Genomic DNA, 14,686 nt, shown 5'->3' with positions numbered 1-14,686 from the left:
TGCGTCAAAAAAAGGAATGTTCCGTCCGGATACATTCCCTTTGACTTGCCTTTGCTTTTTTTTTTACCGTCAGCGCATTGCGCAGGCAGACAGGCGGGTGCAGCAGAAACGGCAGACGGTATATAAAACAGTACTGTGCTTATTTAGCGGCAAAAAGTTCTGCAAAAGAAGTTTTGTCACCCTTTGTGATTTTTACTTCTTTGTACAGTTCTTCGTACAGCTTCTGCTCTTTCGCATCGTCAATAAGGTATTCCTTTGTACGAGGATCAGCATAATGCTTTTTCACTTCTTCAACAGTGATTCCGCCTTCTTCCGCAATCTCTGCATATTTTGCTTCGATTTCTTCCGGAGTTATAGAAACGTTCCGTGCTTTTATAAGACTGTCAACGATTATTCTGCTCTTGAGCATTTTTTCGCTGTCGCCAGTCCACTGTGTAAGCATATTTTCCTTTGTCTGACCGGAAGCAAGAATCATCTGTTCAAGCTGTTCCGGTGTTGTCTGGAACTGCTGAGCCATCATTCTCCAGCGTCCGTCAAGTTCAGCTGCAAGCATTGAAGCAGGAATTTCAAACGGATTTTTTTCAACAAGCTGCTCAAGCAAAGACTGGCTCTTTATTTCCGCAATCTTGCGTTTTTTTGCAACTTCCATATTGTGCATAATGTCTTTTTTCATATCATCAAGCGTCTTGTATTTTTCGCTTACATCCTGTGCAAGTTCATCATCAATTTCCGGCAGCTGGCGTGTCTTTATGGCAGTTACAGTTACGCTGATTTTTTTTGTTTTTCCGGCAAGTTCTTCATTCGGGTCTTTCTTGTCGTATTTTTTTGTGATGACTTTTGTATCGTTCTTTTTCATACCGATAATTTCATCATCAATTTTATAGATGTTCTCGCCTGTTCCTACTGTGAATACAAAACCTTCGCGCTTTGAACCGTCGATTTCTTTTTCGGCGTCATCAAGTTCGGAGTAGTTGATTGTAACGATATTGTCTTTTTCTACGGATTCTCCGTCTTTCTTGTCCATTACAACGGCATTTCTTTCCTGAACGGCTTTCAGTTCTTCTTCAAGCTCTTTGTCGCCGATTGTTACCTGCGGTTCCTTGATTGTAATTCCGCTGAAATCTTTTACGTCGACTTTCGGGAATACGTCGTAAGTTACGGTATAGACAAAATCTTTTGCTGTGTCGAATACCGGCATTTCGTCCATTGAAGGCTGCTGGTACGGAAGAGGTCTGTTCTCTGTTTCTTTTTCAAAAACTTCGTTCAGTGATTTGTCGATGAGTTCGCTCATTGCATCAGCTTTCAGGGAGTCGCCGAATTTTCGTTCCAAAATGTTTGCAGGAACGTGTCCTTTTCGGAAGCCCGGAATCTGCGCATTTTTTACGTATTTGGAAAGTGTTGCAGAATATGTCTCCTGGACATCCTTTTTGGCTACTGTTACTGTCAATTTTACAGCTGATTTTTCAAGACTGGTGAATTCTTTTGTGAGTTTCACTCTTTGGCTCCTTAAAATGGTTTAAAAAAATAAAGCGATTTAGTTGCCCCTAAATCGCTTCTTGAATTAGAGCGGAAAACGGGAGTCGGACCCGCGACATCCACCTTGGCAAGGTGGCGCTCTACCACTGAGCTATTTCCGCAAATACTGGCGTTTTTCGGCCATTCGTTAGAGCGGAAAACGGGAGTCGGACCCGCGACATCCACCTTGGCAAGGTGGCGCTCTACCACTGAGCTATTTCCGCATAAATTATTAACCAAAGAATTGTGCGAGAGAAGGGACTTGAACCCTTACGCCGAAGCACTAGATCCTAAGTCTAGCGTGTCTGCCAATTTCACCACTCTCGCAAAACGTTTGAGCTCAAAATCAGCCGCCCAATCCATTCTTGGTTGGTATGTGCTATCTTATAGAAAACTTGTTTTTTAGTCAATACTGATTTTTCAAATAAAAAAAATAAATGCATTTTTTTTCTGTTTTTTTTTAAATTTGCTATTGACGAATGCGCCCGTTTTTTGATATAGTGCTTTTCGTCGATAACTTGGTGCCTGTAGTTCAGTGGTAGAGCGCCAGATTGTGGATCTGGTTGTCGTGGGTTCAATCCCCACCAGGCACCCTAATCCGATAGCGCTTATCCGCTGCCGGAATGCGCCCGTAGCTCATCTGGATAGAGCTCCGGACTTCGAATCCGGTGGTAGCAGGTTCGAATCCTGTCGGACGCATAGTTTGTTATCGCATAATTATATGGGCCATTAGCTCAGCTGGTAGAGCAACAGACTCTTAATCTGTGGGTCGCAGGTTCGATCCCTGCATGGCTCAAAAGGTTGTCCAAAAAGGGCAGCCTTTTTTATTTTAAAATGTTTTTCTCTTTTCCGTACATAAAAAATCCTTAAGTCTTTTTTCTATATTCCGATAAGGAAATGAGGTCAAAATTTTTTTGACGAAAGCCGGTTTTGACCTTGAATGGAGCCTTGTACAGGCGTGCAGGCGCAGACTTTTTTACGGGAGATGTCTATGAACGGTAAATATCGTGATGTTCTTGTGAGTGAAAATAAGTTGATTTCTGACGTGCTGTGCAGGCAGCAGGCACTTCGGGATGCGGTAAACAATAAGGACTGGACTGCACTTATGGATGCTGCCGGAGATGTAAATGAAATGATGGATGCGTTCAATGAACTTGACAAGGAACGTGAAGAACTTGCTCTGGGCGGACTTCAGGAAGATGCGGAAACATACGGTCTTCTTGCCGAAATCCGTGGAAAGCTTGTGAAAAGCCGCATAGAGAACAAGGCGCTTGCTGATTATATTTCAATTACGCGTGAATTTGTAAAAGGCATTATTGATACGGCTGTTCCGCAGAGCCGAAACAGGCTGTATTCCAGAAATGGATATGTCGTTCAGCCACAGCCGGAAAGTGTTGTGGTGAACACGCTTTTCTGATTTTTTTATTTATTGAGGTAACGGTATGGGATCAACATTTTCTGGAATTGAATTAGGAAAACGAAGCATAATGGCGCACACAGACGCCATTACTACAGCAGGTCATAACATTTCAAATGCAAATACGGAAGGCTATTCACGTCAGCGTGTTCAGCTTAAGGAATTTGATCCGCTTTATAAACCTGATTTAGAGCGTGCAGAACGCTCCGGAATGATAGGGCAGGGAATGGACTCCCAGAGTATAAACCGGGTTCGCGATGAACTGCTTGACCAGCGCATTACGGAGCAGCAGCACTCAGAAAGTTATTGGGAAACGCGAAGCAAATACTACACTATGATTGAGCAGATTTATAACGAGCCGGACGATGTTTCTATCCGTTCAAATATGGATAAATTCTGGGAAGGATGGCAGGAACTGTCCGTTCATCCGGAAAGTCAGGCTGCAAGACAGGCTGTTGTAACGCGCGGAGAATCCCTTGCAGATTCCATTAAGACAAAATGGGAAGCCTTGATGGGTGTAGGAAATCTTATAAATGGTGATATTGAGGCGACTGTAAAACAGGTAAATGATTATACACGGCAGATTGCATCACTGAATGCAGAGATTGTCCGTTCGCGCGGTATGGGTGATAATCCTAATGATTTGCTTGACAGGCGCGATCTGCTTGTAGACAAGCTTTCAAAAATAATAAATATCACAAGCGACATGCGTGATTCTGATGAATTTATGGTTCATTTAGATGGTCATGTGCTTGTTCAGGGCGGTGTTGCAAGAAGTTTTGATCTTGAAACGGTTGTTGACAATAACGGATACGATAAGCTTGTATGGAAAGACACTGGAAATGAGGCCGTTATAAAAGGCGGTACGCTCGGTGCGCTGATAGAGCTTCGTGATGTTGATATCCGCAGTGAAGTTCAGTCGCTGAATACAATGACAATGAATTTTTCAGATTTGGTTAATGACATCCATAGAAACGGATATGGCGCAAACAATGTAACCGGTCTTGATTTCTTTACGCAGCATTCTTTTGTAGAAAATGTGAACGGAAACTATGACCGTGACGGCGACGGAACTCTTGATCATTCGTATATTTTCAGGTTTACGGGAACTACAAAACTAAATCCGCAGGAACAGATTGGTCTTGAAGGTGTGATGACGCTGTCCGGTTCTGGCGGAAATGTTCAGGTTGCCTATCATCCTACTGACACGGTGGAAACTGTCATAAACCGTATAAATGATTCAAACGGTGAGGTGAAGGCATATCTTGACCGCAACAATAATCTTGTTCTGAAAGGAACGACTGCAAGTGCAGTGGAAAATCCTGATTTTGTCATTCGTCACGTTGAGGATTCCGGATTTTTCCTTACGGGGTATACAGGAATTCTTCAGGCAAGCGGAGCTGCTGGCGCGTATGATTATGCTCAGGCAGATGCAGTTCAGGCTCTTGCTGGTGCTCAGTTTGCGGTATCTCCGGTTTTAAATCCTGCCGGTTATATCGAAGTAAATCAGGCATTGAAAAACGATGTTATGAGCGTTGCCGCCGCCTATAAAGATAATTCCGGAAATGTGAATGCCGGAGACGGTCGCGCGGCTGTTGAGATTGCTGCAATAAGAAATACAAAAGTGATGATTGGTCATGAACGCACTTTTGACGATTATTTTGCAGATTCCGTAACGAATGTCGGTTTGAAAGGCGAACAGGCGGAAAATATGCATCTTAGTCATTCGGCAGTAATGGAAGATTTGCGTTCGCTTCGTGATTCTATAAGCGGTGTGAATATCGATGAAGAACTTGCCGACATCATAAAATTCCAGCACGGATACAATGCTGCGGCAAAGTTCGTAACGGTATGGGACAGTCTGCTTGATACGATAATAAACAGGCTGGGAGTATAAACGTCAGGTCAATTTGATGGAGTAATATATGAGAAGAATAAGTTCTGCAATGAATAATATGGATACACAGAGCGCGCTTCGCCTTCAGGAAAGCCGCCTGAACCGCGCAAACAATCAGATTGGAAGCCAGCGCAAAATTCAGCAGCTGCGAGATGATCCGATTTCCGCTGGTCATCTGGTGCGCTATCAGTCTTATTTGGGACGGGTAAACACATTTGAGAAAAATGCCGCAACTCTGACTGATCAGTTTTCCCTTCGCGAAGGTTATATGACCAATTCCCTTGAGATTATGCAGCGTGTTCGCGAACTTGCCATAACAGGGGCAAACGGCATATATACTCCTGAAGATATGAAAAATATGGCGATGGAAGTTGATGAACTTTTGAAAGAACTTGTGCAGAATGCAAATGCAATCAGTTCTGACGGCAATTCTATTTTCGGAGGAACGAATACAAAATCTACTGCATTTGAAGTTGAGATGGGAATTGTTGCCGGTTCGGGAGTTGCCCTGATAGAATCTGTCCGCTACAACGGAAATATTGATACAAACAGAATTGAAGTTGACGAAAATAAGTATATGGATCTGGATAATGCCGGAAACCGTACTTTCTGGGCAGAACAGCAGCAGATTTTCGGCGGACGTGATGCGCTTAGCTGGCAGGCTTCTGCTGATTCTGTAATAAGCGTTGACGGCGTTTCTGTTTCTGTAAATGCTGGTGATAATGTTCATTCGCTTGCCGCAAAAATCAACGAGAGTGGTGCTGCCGTCCGCGCTTCCATCGACCCTGTAACAGGCGGCTTGAATTTGGAAACAACTGATGCAAGGCAACTGTGGCTTTCTGACATAAAAGGCGGCGTTTTGAACGAGCTGGGCATTATAAAGGATTCCAGTCAGAAGCCTCCGTATAACATCGGAAATTCAGTGCGTGTTTCAGGCGGTTCACTGTTTGATACGGTGATTGCGTTTAGGGATGCGCTTTTGAAGGGTGATGTTGAATCTGTTGGCGGACGGGTACTCGGTTCTTTGGACAACGGCATCAGCAATCTTGTAACGCGCATTGCAAAATCCGGAAGCGAATACGAGCGCGCACAGCTTGCTGTTGCCCGAAACAGCGCTACTGCTCTGAACGTTACGCAGCAGGTAAGTTCCGAAGGAGATCTGGATTTTACAAAGGCTGTTACCGATATGAAAATGCTTGATTATGCATATCAGGCTACGCTGAGCAATGCCGGAAAAATGTACAATAATACGCTTCTCAATTATATGCGGTAGGACTTTGCAAGGGGATAAATAATGGATGTAATGACTAAGACAAACGGACTTGTTTCTGTTGAGGAAAAACAGCTTTTGAAATTCCCTGAGGGGATTATGGGATTCGAGGAATTTCATAACTATGCACTGATTGAGTCGGAGTACGAGCCGTTTATCTGGCTTCAGTCCGTGGATAATAAAAATCTGGCATTTCTTCTTGTAGATCCGTTTTTGATTTGCAACGAATACGAGGCTGACATAGACGATTCTGTTTTGAAAACAATCGGCGTTGAATCTCCTGAAGATATTGTCGTAATGACAATCGTAACGATTCCGCAGGACAATTCTCCTATAACAGCTAATTTTCTTGGTCCTATCGTCATAAACCGCAGGAATAATACGTGCGTTCAGGTTGTTCTTAATGACAATCGCTGGACGACTAAATTCAATATTATTGATTCACTGAAAAAGAAGGGGGAATAATATGCTTATTCTTTCCCGAAAAACAGACCAGCAGATAAAAATCGGCGATGACATTACCCTTACAATTATAGAAATCAGGGGTGATCAGGTAAAAATCGGAGTTGAAGCACCAAAAAGCATAAAGGTGTTCCGTCAGGAAGTGTTCTCTGCCATAAAATCAGAAAATACAGCTGCGCTTAACGTAAACACCGATTCTATCGGGGCACTTTCAAAAATGCTTACGCATTAAGCTTTACTTCTGCTTCGCTTGCACGCAGATATACAGGACCGTCAAAATCTTTTAATGGCGGTTCTTTTTTTTGTATTTTTTCTTCTGTGAGCGCAAAAAGTGCATCCGTAGTCATAATGGAAAACGGAACGGTGTATATTTTTCTTCCTGTAATTTTTTCTTTTAACTGCGTTTCTAAAAGCGCCGCATCAGAACCGCAGATAAGAATATCGGAGCGGCTGTTTTTCTGAATACTGTCTGCAATCTGTTCAGGTTCCCAGTCACCTTCTTCCAGTATTGTTTTATTCTGTTTCGTTGCCTTTGCATAGAAACGGTCTTTTTTTGCATCTACGGCGCACAGGACTGTGAACGGCAGTTTTTGGTAGGGGTAAGCGTATGCATCAAGCGTTGAAATTCCGTAGAGCGGCTTTTGTGATGACATTTCAATGGCTTTTAATGCGGCAAACGCAAGTCGGAGACCTGTAAAGGAACCCGGACCTTTGCATACTGTAAGATAGTCAAGTTCGTTTGCAGTAAGTTCTGCTTTTTTTAGAAGGGCATCAATTGCAGGAAGCAGGGTTTCTGACTGTTTCATTCCGATGTTGTAAACAAAAGTAACTGTATGTTCATCATTCTTTGCCGCAATCGTAAGCTGCGTGATTGCAGAATCTATTGCAAGTGCTTTCAATTTATTTCTCCATACTGCCAGTTATCAATCGTGATAATCCGTGAACCGTCATTCTGCGGCTCTATCTTCAGTATTATTGTTTTTTTTGGCAGTTCGCTCATTATTTTTTCGCTCCATTCGATTATGCAGACGCCTTCACCGTAAATCATATCGTCTGTTCCAAGGTCTGCAAAATCTTCCGCGCCGCCAAGACGGTATACGTCCATATGATAGAGCGGCATTTTTCCTGAATATTCGCTTATAAGGCAGAATGTAGGACTTGTTATATTGTCTTTTATGCCGAGCGCTTCTGCAATTCCCTTTGTGATTGTCGTTTTTCCGGCGGCAAGCGTTCCCTGCATTGCGATGACATCACCTTTTTTCAGCATAGCGCCGATTTTTTTTCCTAACCCTACAGTTTCTTCTGGTGAATGAGTTGTGAATTGCATCACGGGAGTTTTCCTTCTTTGTCTTTTTCCAATATAAAATCTGCAAGCGCTTTTTTTACCGGCAGAACCGGATAATTCAACTGTTCTCCTACATTCACGCTGATTTTCTTTGTGCCGAACGGGCTTGTTTCTATGTTAAAGGAAATCGGTGTTTGCAGCGTATCGCCCGGAATTTGTATTAGAGCAATACCCGAAAATTTCCGCATATAATATATGTATCCGTCTTCCCTGTTTAGATTTTTTAGTTCTAAAACTTTCATATAAATGCAGCTCCAGTCAAAAAAAATAATATGAATTGCCCTATAAATACGTCTATTTTAATCATAAGAATAGACTTTAGCAAGAATTTTATTCTGAACTTCAACAGAAATATTTATGAAATGAATGTGAAGGTTATATACGCCTTCCGTCAGGGATTTTCTTGTCTTGACAATTTTTCCTATAGCCGGATAGCTTCCGTCGAATAAATCGAATTCGGTATATATAACCTGTCCTTCCTTTATAGGAAGTGATGAAGAGATGCAGCAGCCGCCGCCGGAAATGTTAAGCAGTGTTGTAGAAATTTTGTTTCCGGTAGGAATGTATGCCGTTACGCCGTTCTTGTCTTTTTCAGTCTTTACGGATGCAATGCGGCAAGGTTCTTTTACAGACTTACGCTTGAATGAACGCTGCGTTTTTTTGATTAAATCAGTGGAGTGGGAGATAATCATCAGTTCTCCATCGTCCTTTTTTTCATACCTGATTATACGGGTGATGAATGCATACGGCATTCCTGTTGGTGAGTGGAACGTAAAAGCTGCTTTTTCAAGAGGTTCCGGACGTTCTTTCGAGTTAAGGAATTCCTGCGGCAAAGAAACGGCAATGTAGTCTTTTGCATTGTCTTTGACAGTTCCGCCTATTTTTGTACCGTTCTGGAGTACCAGCGACAGTTTTGTATCTGCTGAAAGTGCGGCAGTTGACGAAATGTTTACGGACTCTGCAAAAATTTTATCAAGTTTGAATTTCAGCAAAAAAAGACGGTTTATTTTCTGTTCCTGTCCGTCGATTTTAAAATCGTTGTATGCCTGTTTGAATACGCAGTCCAGCTCGTCAAAGCGTTTTATTGAATAAAACAGGTTAGGAACCTGATACGTTTTGCAGATTGCCCACAAAAGCGGAATGTCATTCTGGTTTATTGCATAAAGTTTTGAAAGCCGTATGATGTCGCTGTGTTTTGTCGGACGTTTTTTTTCTGCTTCTATCCATTCGGGATTTTCCTCTGTTTTTTTTTTCATCAACATAAGAAACCAGACAGCTGCGCATACTGCTATAATGACAAGTGCAATAAGCAGGACTGCGTAAATAATTGGATTTTGTCTGGATGATAACGGGGTCGTGCCCGCCCGAATGTCTAGACTCATACAATGTTCTCCAGTGTTTTTGCTATTGCCAGAAGACGCGGACATATTTCATATTCCGCAAGGTCACCTACGCTTACTGTGTCGTTTGCCTTAAGCGCCTGTTCAAAGTCATTCAGAACCGGCGAAAAATCTGCAAAAAATTCTTTGAACGGTTTTCCGTCTATAGTAATGTTCGAGTATGCTTCAAAAAGGGATGCAAGCGCGGCGATGCGGCAGAAATCTTCTATGCTGTCTGCAAGGTTCTTGATTACAGTATTTGCCTGCTTGTCCCTTCCAGTCTGAAGAGCAACGGGAATGTCCTGCATACGCTGGGCAAGTTCTGTAAAAAGCGAAGAAAGTTTTTTGAAAGAATCAAAAACTGCCTGTTTTGTTATGATACTGAATTCAAACTTTGCATCTGATGTCAGCGGCTTGAGGGATGCTGCGTCAAAAGAATCTGCCGTAATTTTTTCACCGTTTACAGTTATTCCGATGACAGCGGCATTATTCTCTTCACACGTCATTTCAAATGATTTAAGAACATCACCTACAGTCTTTTCGTCTTCAATCGTTGCATCTATTTTTTCGTCATTTACATAAAATTCCATTTTTTCCTGCCTTTGTTTTTATTTTTTCTATATATTACTCTTTGTTTCCCCTGTTGGAGAAGTTAGAGAGTGTTGTCTGCTGGTTTTCAAGGCTGTTCAGTGCGCCTTCCATCTGACCGTATTTATTCCGTAAATCAGCTTCTTTCTGTTCCATCTGGGACTCAAGACGCGTGATTTTCTGTTCGGAAGCTTTGATTTTTGTATCAAGACCCGATGTTTTTAAGGCAAAGATTCCGCCTGTCTGTACATACGCAGTAAGCTGCTTGTTAAGCTTGTATCCGATTCCAGAGTCTATAATCAAATCGCCGTCAGTATCATATCCAAAAATATTCTTTATGTCTTCAAGATGTTTTTCAAGTTCCGCATCGAGTTTTTTTTCGTCAATTTCAAGATAACCGCGCAGTTTGCTTGGCGTATATCCTGAATAGGAAGAAGCGTTCGTTGCAATTCCTATCTGCGAAAGCATTGTGATTTCTGCGTTTTCATTGAACGGATAGCGGGCCTGCGTTATCGCCTGTACATTTGACTTTAAAGTGTTCAGTGAAGAATCGCTCAAAAACATTCCAAGTTTTTCCCGTTGTGCTTTCTTTTCCTCATCGGTAAAATAATCCATTTCATCTATCAATTCTTGTTTATTCTGCGACAGTATATTGATCTGTCCGATTGCCTGATTGTATTTTCCTACGAACGTTATAAGCGCATCTTTTGCAGACTCTACGTCAGGCTTTACGGAAATTTTTGCGGTTTTTTCAGTTTTATCCAGAATGTTCAGCGTTACTTCCGGAACGACATCATCAATTGTGTTTTCCGGACGGCGGATTGTTATTCCCTCATATTTTATTATCGCATCTCCTGCCTTTGTTATCGGATGCTGCGGAATGAATCCAAGGTTTTCATTCGGATTAAAGGCTTCTGTTGATGAAACTGTAAATGTTTTTCCCGTGTTTCTGTTTCTGAATACAAGAGCATCAATTCCCCTGTAGTCAGAAAGATTAAGGTCGATTTTTGTTTCTGAATCAGTGAGAATGGAATCTGTCGGTATCAGTTTTTCAGAACCGTCATTCATAACGGCAAAAAGGACGGCTGATGTTTCTATTGGATCTAGCGGTTCTGGCTTTACTGCAGGTTCTGGCGGAAGGGATGCATCTACCGGCGCATTGCGGATTGTAATATCCCTGAATGATGCAGAACCGGATTCCGGAAATACAGGTGCAACCGGAGTTTTATTCAACGAAACTGTAATGTCCGGCGTGTCTTTTTGCATTATCGTAAGAGTCAGATGATAATTCGGCAGTTCTTTTACCGAATCAGGAATGGAAATTTTGTAGCCGGCCCTTGGAGGAACAGTTATTGTTTCTCCGCTTACCTGAATATCTTTCATAGAGATTGCCGGCATTCTTCTTTGTTCCGAAATTTTGTCTTCCGGCGGAGCAGAAAGTTCACTTCGTGCCGTTCCAAAAGATATTGTTTTCGGTTTTACTTTTATTATCATTCCTGTTGTTTCTGCAAAAGTCTTTGCATCATCTTCAAAGGAAAGTTTGTTTGCTTCTCCGGTTTTCAGAGATTCTATTGCCAGCGTTTTTTTTCCGCGTGTTGCACCGATAACTCTGGTTTTTATAAGGTTGTTTCCCCTGCGGTTCAGGGAATCTGAAAATTCCTGTAGTGAGCCTCCTTTCCATCTCATCGTGACTGTTTTGTCGGCAATTTTATATGTGTATGTTCCTGCCGGAACCTTTGTGTCTTCGTCAAGTTCTGCCGTTAAAAAGCGGTCGGCTGTTGCTGCCTGAATTACATCAATATTAAACGTGTCATACGCTGCATTTCTTGTTGCCGTTGCAGTAACGGCATATTCCTCGGTAGAGGAGGTGAGTTTATTATTAAAAGGATTTTCAAATGAATAGAGTGACTTTACACTGTCCCTGAGAGAAGATACTTTTCTGTTTACGTCACGCCAGGCGTCCTGCTGTTTTTTGTAGGTTTCAAGCGTCTGCTGTTCCCTTGTCAAGGGAATACGCTCAATCTGCATAAGTTTTTCTACAGTTTCATTTGTCTTGTACTTATCAGTAACGCCTGGTATGCTAATTCCTGCCATATTTGTAAGTCTGACTGAGCATACAAAACTAAATCATATCATCAAAAATAACGCCGATGGCTTTTCTAATGTTAATTTTAAGTTTCTGTATATCTGCAGACGGTATCTCCTTTATAACTTGTTCAGTGTTCGGGTCTACTATCTTTACTACGATACTTCCTAACTCTTCATTTACATTGAACCGAAGTTTCCGCCCCATAACCATATCAGATAATTTCTGAAGTTGCTGGGCGTCAGCTTTTACATCAGCCGCGTTTTGTGCAATATTTTCTGCTACTTCCGAACCTGTAGGAGCTATTAAAATTTTCTGTACATCTGAACCTGTTTTATGCAGTGAGGTTGTATAGGAAGATGCAGCATTGCGAATATTCTGGCCGTCCATGGCCGCAGCCTGTACAAATGAATTTATTGTATTCATAAGGCTTCCTCCTGGAAAAAAGAAATGGGAGAGGGGCGCACCCCTCCCATCTCACGTATTGGTTTTAAAAGATGACATCCAGAAATCTCTTAAAACCGTTGCAAATCTAGCTTAACAGTGCAAGTACGTTCTGCGACTGTGAATTAGCCTGTGAAAGCATTGCAGTTCCAGACTGTGTGAGAATCTGGTTCTTGGTATACTCTACAATTTCAGAAGCCATATCTGTATCGCGGATGCGGCTTTCTGCTGCCTGAGTATTTTCTGCTGCAATGTTTACACCTTTCGCAGCCATTTCAAAGCGGTTCTGGTATGCACCGAGATCTGCGCGCTGCTTTGTAACTGTGAGCAAAGCTGCGTCTACAGAACCAAGCGTTGCATTTGCAGTTTCCGGGTCAGCAATTGAAATTGATTCCTCGGAACCCTGTGCTCCCTTCAATCCAAGAGCCTGTGCTGTCATTGTTCCAATGAATACACGGGCACTCTGATCCATGTTTGCTCCAATTTGGAACTGCATGACTTCAGTTGAATTAGCACCAAAACGTCCTGTAAGCATATTCATTCCGTTGAACTGAGCCTGGCTTGCAATTCTGTCTACTTCAGCAACAAGCTGTGAAACTTCTACCTGAATCTGCATGCGGTCTTCATCGCTGTAGATTCCGTTTGCAGACTGTACTGCAAGTTCACGAACTCTTTGAAGAATATCTGTTGTTTCTGTCAGATAACCTTCTGTTGTCTGAATGAATGAAACACCGTTTTCGATGTTTCTGCCAGCCTGGTTCAAACCGCGGATCTGTGAGCGCATTTTTTCAGAAACTGCAAGTCCTGATGCGTCATCTCCAGCACGGTTGATTCTTTCACCGGATGAGAGTTTTTCGATGTTTTTCATGATACCGTCATTAGAAATGCCCAGTACACGATCCGCATACAAAGAACTCATGTTGTGATTAATAATCATAGTTGTGCCCTCCATGCCATTTTTAGCGGAACTTCATGTTCCGTAATTTCTGTCTGTGTGCGGGCAAGGTAAGGATTGCGCCCCCTTATCTTGTTTCAGACCCTTACAGCAGAAAAAGTAGGTTTTTTTTATGAAACCGACTTTTTCTGCCGTCACGCAGCATAACGGCATGCAGGCACTTTTTCAAAGAACAAAAGCACGTCTGAAAACGTGCTGAAATAATGCATTAGAAATGTTCGGTGAATGAGTAGAGTAGGAGAGTTGAATTGCACCGCGCATTATTTGAAGAAGCCGTAAAGCTTCTTCAAATAATTATAATACACTATCTCAGTAAAGACAAGACATTCTGTGACATTGTGTTAGCCTGAGCCAACATAGCAGTACCTGCCTGCTGAAGTACAGAATTCTTTGTGAACTCAACCATCTGGCTTGCCATATCAGCATCGCGGATGCGTGATTCTGAAGCCTGAAGGTTTTCAGAAGAAATATCAAGTCCCTTTACTGCGTATTCCATACGGTTCTGGTAAGCGCCCAGGTCTGCACGCTGTTTGTTGATTTTCTTAAGACCTTCATCAATGGTACCGATTGCGCGGTTGGCATCTTCCGGTGTTGCAAGCGAAATTTTTGTTTCAGAACCGATTTCACGGATTCCAAGTGCCGTTGATGACATTGTTCCGATGTAAATCTGCATTCTCTGATCCATGTTAGCTCCGATGTGGAACCACATAGAACCTGTAACAACATTTTCGCCAGTCGGCTGGGCAAAGCGGCCTGTAAGCATATTCATTCCGTTGAACTGGGCTGAACTTGCTATGCGGTCAACTTCTGATACAAGGGCAGAGATTTCAACCTGAATCTGCATGCGGTCTTCATCGCTGTAGATTCCGTTTGATGACTGAACTGCAAGCTCACGGATACGCTGCATAATATCAGTTGTTTCCTGAAGGTAACCTTCAGTTGTCTGAATGAAACTGATACCATTTGAAGCATTCTGAGATGCCTGGTTCAATCCGCGGATCTGTGAGCGCATTTTTTCAGAAACAGCAAGTCCTGAAGCATCATCGCCTGCGCGGTTGATTCTTTCGCCGGAGGAGAGTTTCTCCATATCCTTAGAAATTCCGAGTCCTGTAACTCCTAGCTGACGGTTGGCATACATTGCCGACATATTGTGGTTGATGACCATAGTATTCCTCCTTGGAATATATAAAAGGTAACATCCGTGCTACCTGAATTTTGCAAAAATGTGCCTATGTGTTTACAAGGCTGCATCTGCACACTTTTGCAATAGAAATGCTTGTTTTCAAACTAGAAAACAATACCACTTCTATATCTATTTTCGGCTGGAG

15 protein-coding genes and 6 tRNA genes are annotated in these 14,686 nt (G+C 42.4%); 8 read left to right on the top strand and 13 right to left on the bottom strand.

The features are described from left to right. Positions 1 to 139: 139 nt before the first annotated feature. From tig to B5D55_RS05575, 4 genes are all read right to left on the bottom strand, one after another. On the bottom strand, positions 140 to 1,495 hold the full coding sequence (gene tig, locus B5D55_RS05590) for a trigger factor (protein ID WP_078933019.1): 1,356 nt from the start codon (positions 1,493 to 1,495) through the stop codon (positions 140 to 142). A gap of 70 nt (positions 1,496 to 1,565) precedes the next feature. Beyond that, positions 1,566 to 1,637 (bottom strand) — tRNA-Gly (locus B5D55_RS05585). A gap of 30 nt (positions 1,638 to 1,667) precedes the next feature. Next, positions 1,668 to 1,739, bottom strand: a tRNA-Gly gene (locus tag B5D55_RS05580). 23 nt (positions 1,740 to 1,762) lie between these two features. Continuing rightward, positions 1,763 to 1,842, bottom strand: a tRNA-Leu gene (locus B5D55_RS05575). A gap of 194 nt (positions 1,843 to 2,036) precedes the next feature. Here B5D55_RS05575 and B5D55_RS05570 point away from each other — a divergent pair. The 8 genes from B5D55_RS05570 (at position 2,037) to csrA (ending at position 6,793) form a co-directional block, all read left to right on the top strand. Beyond that, positions 2,037 to 2,108: transfer RNA gene (locus B5D55_RS05570), tRNA-His, on the top strand. Between the two features lie 32 nt (positions 2,109 to 2,140). Continuing rightward, a tRNA-Arg gene (locus B5D55_RS05565) sits at positions 2,141 to 2,214 on the top strand. A 24-nt stretch (positions 2,215 to 2,238) separates the two neighbouring features. Beyond that, a tRNA-Lys gene (locus B5D55_RS05560) sits at positions 2,239 to 2,311 on the top strand. A gap of 195 nt (positions 2,312 to 2,506) precedes the next feature. After that, complete coding sequence (locus tag B5D55_RS05555) at positions 2,507 to 2,932, top strand: hypothetical protein (RefSeq protein ID WP_143593224.1); 426 nt, start codon at positions 2,507 to 2,509, stop codon at positions 2,930 to 2,932. Positions 2,933 to 2,957: 25 nt separating this feature from the next. Beyond that, on the top strand, positions 2,958 to 4,829 hold the full coding sequence (gene flgK / locus B5D55_RS05550) for a flagellar hook-associated protein FlgK (RefSeq protein WP_078933017.1): 1,872 nt from the start codon (positions 2,958 to 2,960) through the stop codon (positions 4,827 to 4,829). Positions 4,830 to 4,857: 28 nt separating this feature from the next. After that, on the top strand, positions 4,858 to 6,102 hold the full coding sequence (locus tag B5D55_RS05545) for a flagellar hook-associated protein 3 (RefSeq protein ID WP_078933016.1): 1,245 nt from the start codon (positions 4,858 to 4,860) through the stop codon (positions 6,100 to 6,102). Positions 6,103 to 6,123: 21 nt separating this feature from the next. After that, the gene (gene fliW / locus B5D55_RS05540; protein ID WP_078933015.1) at positions 6,124 to 6,564 is read left to right on the top strand and encodes a flagellar assembly protein FliW; all 441 of its coding nucleotides are present in this window, start codon (positions 6,124 to 6,126) and stop codon (positions 6,562 to 6,564) included. A gap of 1 nt (position 6,565) precedes the next feature. Further along, positions 6,566 to 6,793 carry a carbon storage regulator CsrA gene (gene csrA / locus B5D55_RS05535; RefSeq protein WP_078933014.1) on the top strand — a complete coding sequence of 76 codons (228 nt, stop codon included), beginning with the start codon at positions 6,566 to 6,568 and terminating at the stop codon, positions 6,791 to 6,793. Here the strand turns inward: csrA and tsaB are convergent. The 9 genes from tsaB to B5D55_RS05490 form a co-directional block, all read right to left on the bottom strand. Further along, positions 6,783 to 7,460: a tRNA (adenosine(37)-N6)-threonylcarbamoyltransferase complex dimerization subunit type 1 TsaB gene (tsaB, locus tag B5D55_RS05530; protein WP_078933013.1), complete on the bottom strand. Its 678-nt coding sequence runs from the start codon at positions 7,458 to 7,460 to the stop codon at positions 6,783 to 6,785. The two genes, csrA and tsaB, sit on opposite strands and share 11 nt — an antisense overlap. Beyond that, positions 7,457 to 7,888, bottom strand: coding sequence for a tRNA (adenosine(37)-N6)-threonylcarbamoyltransferase complex ATPase subunit type 1 TsaE (tsaE, locus tag B5D55_RS05525; protein WP_078933012.1), 432 nt, complete (start codon positions 7,886 to 7,888; stop codon positions 7,457 to 7,459). The genes tsaB and tsaE overlap by 4 nt, the downstream gene beginning before the upstream one ends. Then, positions 7,888 to 8,148 (bottom strand): hypothetical protein, encoded by a 261-nt coding sequence (locus B5D55_RS05520; protein ID WP_078933011.1) that lies wholly within the window; start codon positions 8,146 to 8,148, stop codon positions 7,888 to 7,890. Before B5D55_RS05520 ends, tsaE begins: the two co-directional genes overlap by 1 nt. A 57-nt stretch (positions 8,149 to 8,205) precedes the next feature. Beyond that, a complete protein-coding gene (locus B5D55_RS05515; RefSeq protein ID WP_159446164.1) occupies positions 8,206 to 9,162 on the bottom strand; it encodes a flagellar brake protein in 957 nt (318 codons plus the stop codon). Between the two features lie 122 nt (positions 9,163 to 9,284). Next, entirely contained in the window at positions 9,285 to 9,875 is a 591-nt protein-coding gene (locus tag B5D55_RS05510; RefSeq protein ID WP_078933009.1) for a hypothetical protein, read from the bottom strand. A gap of 34 nt (positions 9,876 to 9,909) precedes the next feature. Continuing rightward, positions 9,910 to 11,967 (bottom strand): flagellar filament capping protein FliD, encoded by a 2,058-nt coding sequence (fliD, locus tag B5D55_RS05505; protein ID WP_078933008.1) that lies wholly within the window; start codon positions 11,965 to 11,967, stop codon positions 9,910 to 9,912. A 28-nt stretch (positions 11,968 to 11,995) separates the two neighbouring features. After that, the gene (locus B5D55_RS05500; RefSeq protein WP_078933007.1) at positions 11,996 to 12,385 is read right to left on the bottom strand and encodes a flagellar protein FlaG; all 390 of its coding nucleotides are present in this window, start codon (positions 12,383 to 12,385) and stop codon (positions 11,996 to 11,998) included. 106 nt (positions 12,386 to 12,491) lie between these two features. Then, a complete protein-coding gene (locus B5D55_RS05495) occupies positions 12,492 to 13,340 on the bottom strand; it encodes a flagellin N-terminal helical domain-containing protein (RefSeq protein WP_078933006.1) in 849 nt (282 codons plus the stop codon). Between the two features lie 322 nt (positions 13,341 to 13,662). Further along, on the bottom strand, positions 13,663 to 14,523 hold the full coding sequence (locus tag B5D55_RS05490) for a flagellin N-terminal helical domain-containing protein (RefSeq protein WP_078933005.1): 861 nt from the start codon (positions 14,521 to 14,523) through the stop codon (positions 13,663 to 13,665). Positions 14,524 to 14,686 lie beyond the last annotated feature (163 nt).

The organism is Treponema porcinum (assembly GCF_900167145.1).
Lineage (GTDB): Bacteria > Spirochaetota > Spirochaetia > Treponematales > Treponemataceae > Treponema_D > Treponema_D porcinum.
Note: the sequence above shows the minus strand (reverse complement) of the source record. Positions and strands in the feature narration are given on the sequence as shown.

What these genes read in the sequence shown, in the direction of transcription:
- fliD (WP_078933008.1), bottom strand. Translation starts at nt 11,967, where the DNA reads ATGGCAGGAATTAGCATACCAGGCGTTACTGATAAGTACAAGACAAAT.
- tsaE (WP_078933012.1), bottom strand. Translation starts at nt 7,888, where the DNA reads ATGCAATTCACAACTCATTCACCAGAAGAAACTGTAGGGTTAGGAAAA.
- B5D55_RS05495 (WP_078933006.1), bottom strand. Translation starts at nt 13,340, where the DNA reads ATGATTATTAATCACAACATGAGTTCTTTGTATGCGGATCGTGTACTG.
- flgK (WP_078933017.1), top strand. Translation starts at nt 2,958, where the DNA reads ATGGGATCAACATTTTCTGGAATTGAATTAGGAAAACGAAGCATAATG.
- B5D55_RS05490 (WP_078933005.1), bottom strand. Translation starts at nt 14,523, where the DNA reads ATGGTCATCAACCACAATATGTCGGCAATGTATGCCAACCGTCAGCTA.
- B5D55_RS05555 (WP_143593224.1), top strand. Translation starts at nt 2,507, where the DNA reads ATGAACGGTAAATATCGTGATGTTCTTGTGAGTGAAAATAAGTTGATT.
- fliW (WP_078933015.1), top strand. Translation starts at nt 6,124, where the DNA reads ATGGATGTAATGACTAAGACAAACGGACTTGTTTCTGTTGAGGAAAAA.
- B5D55_RS05510 (WP_078933009.1), bottom strand. Translation starts at nt 9,875, where the DNA reads ATGGAATTTTATGTAAATGACGAAAAAATAGATGCAACGATTGAAGAC.
- B5D55_RS05520 (WP_078933011.1), bottom strand. Translation starts at nt 8,148, where the DNA reads ATGAAAGTTTTAGAACTAAAAAATCTAAACAGGGAAGACGGATACATA.
- csrA (WP_078933014.1), top strand. Translation starts at nt 6,566, where the DNA reads ATGCTTATTCTTTCCCGAAAAACAGACCAGCAGATAAAAATCGGCGAT.
- B5D55_RS05545 (WP_078933016.1), top strand. Translation starts at nt 4,858, where the DNA reads ATGAGAAGAATAAGTTCTGCAATGAATAATATGGATACACAGAGCGCG.
- B5D55_RS05500 (WP_078933007.1), bottom strand. Translation starts at nt 12,385, where the DNA reads ATGAATACAATAAATTCATTTGTACAGGCTGCGGCCATGGACGGCCAG.
- B5D55_RS05515 (WP_159446164.1), bottom strand. Translation starts at nt 9,162, where the DNA reads ATGAAAAAAAAAACAGAGGAAAATCCCGAATGGATAGAAGCAGAAAAA.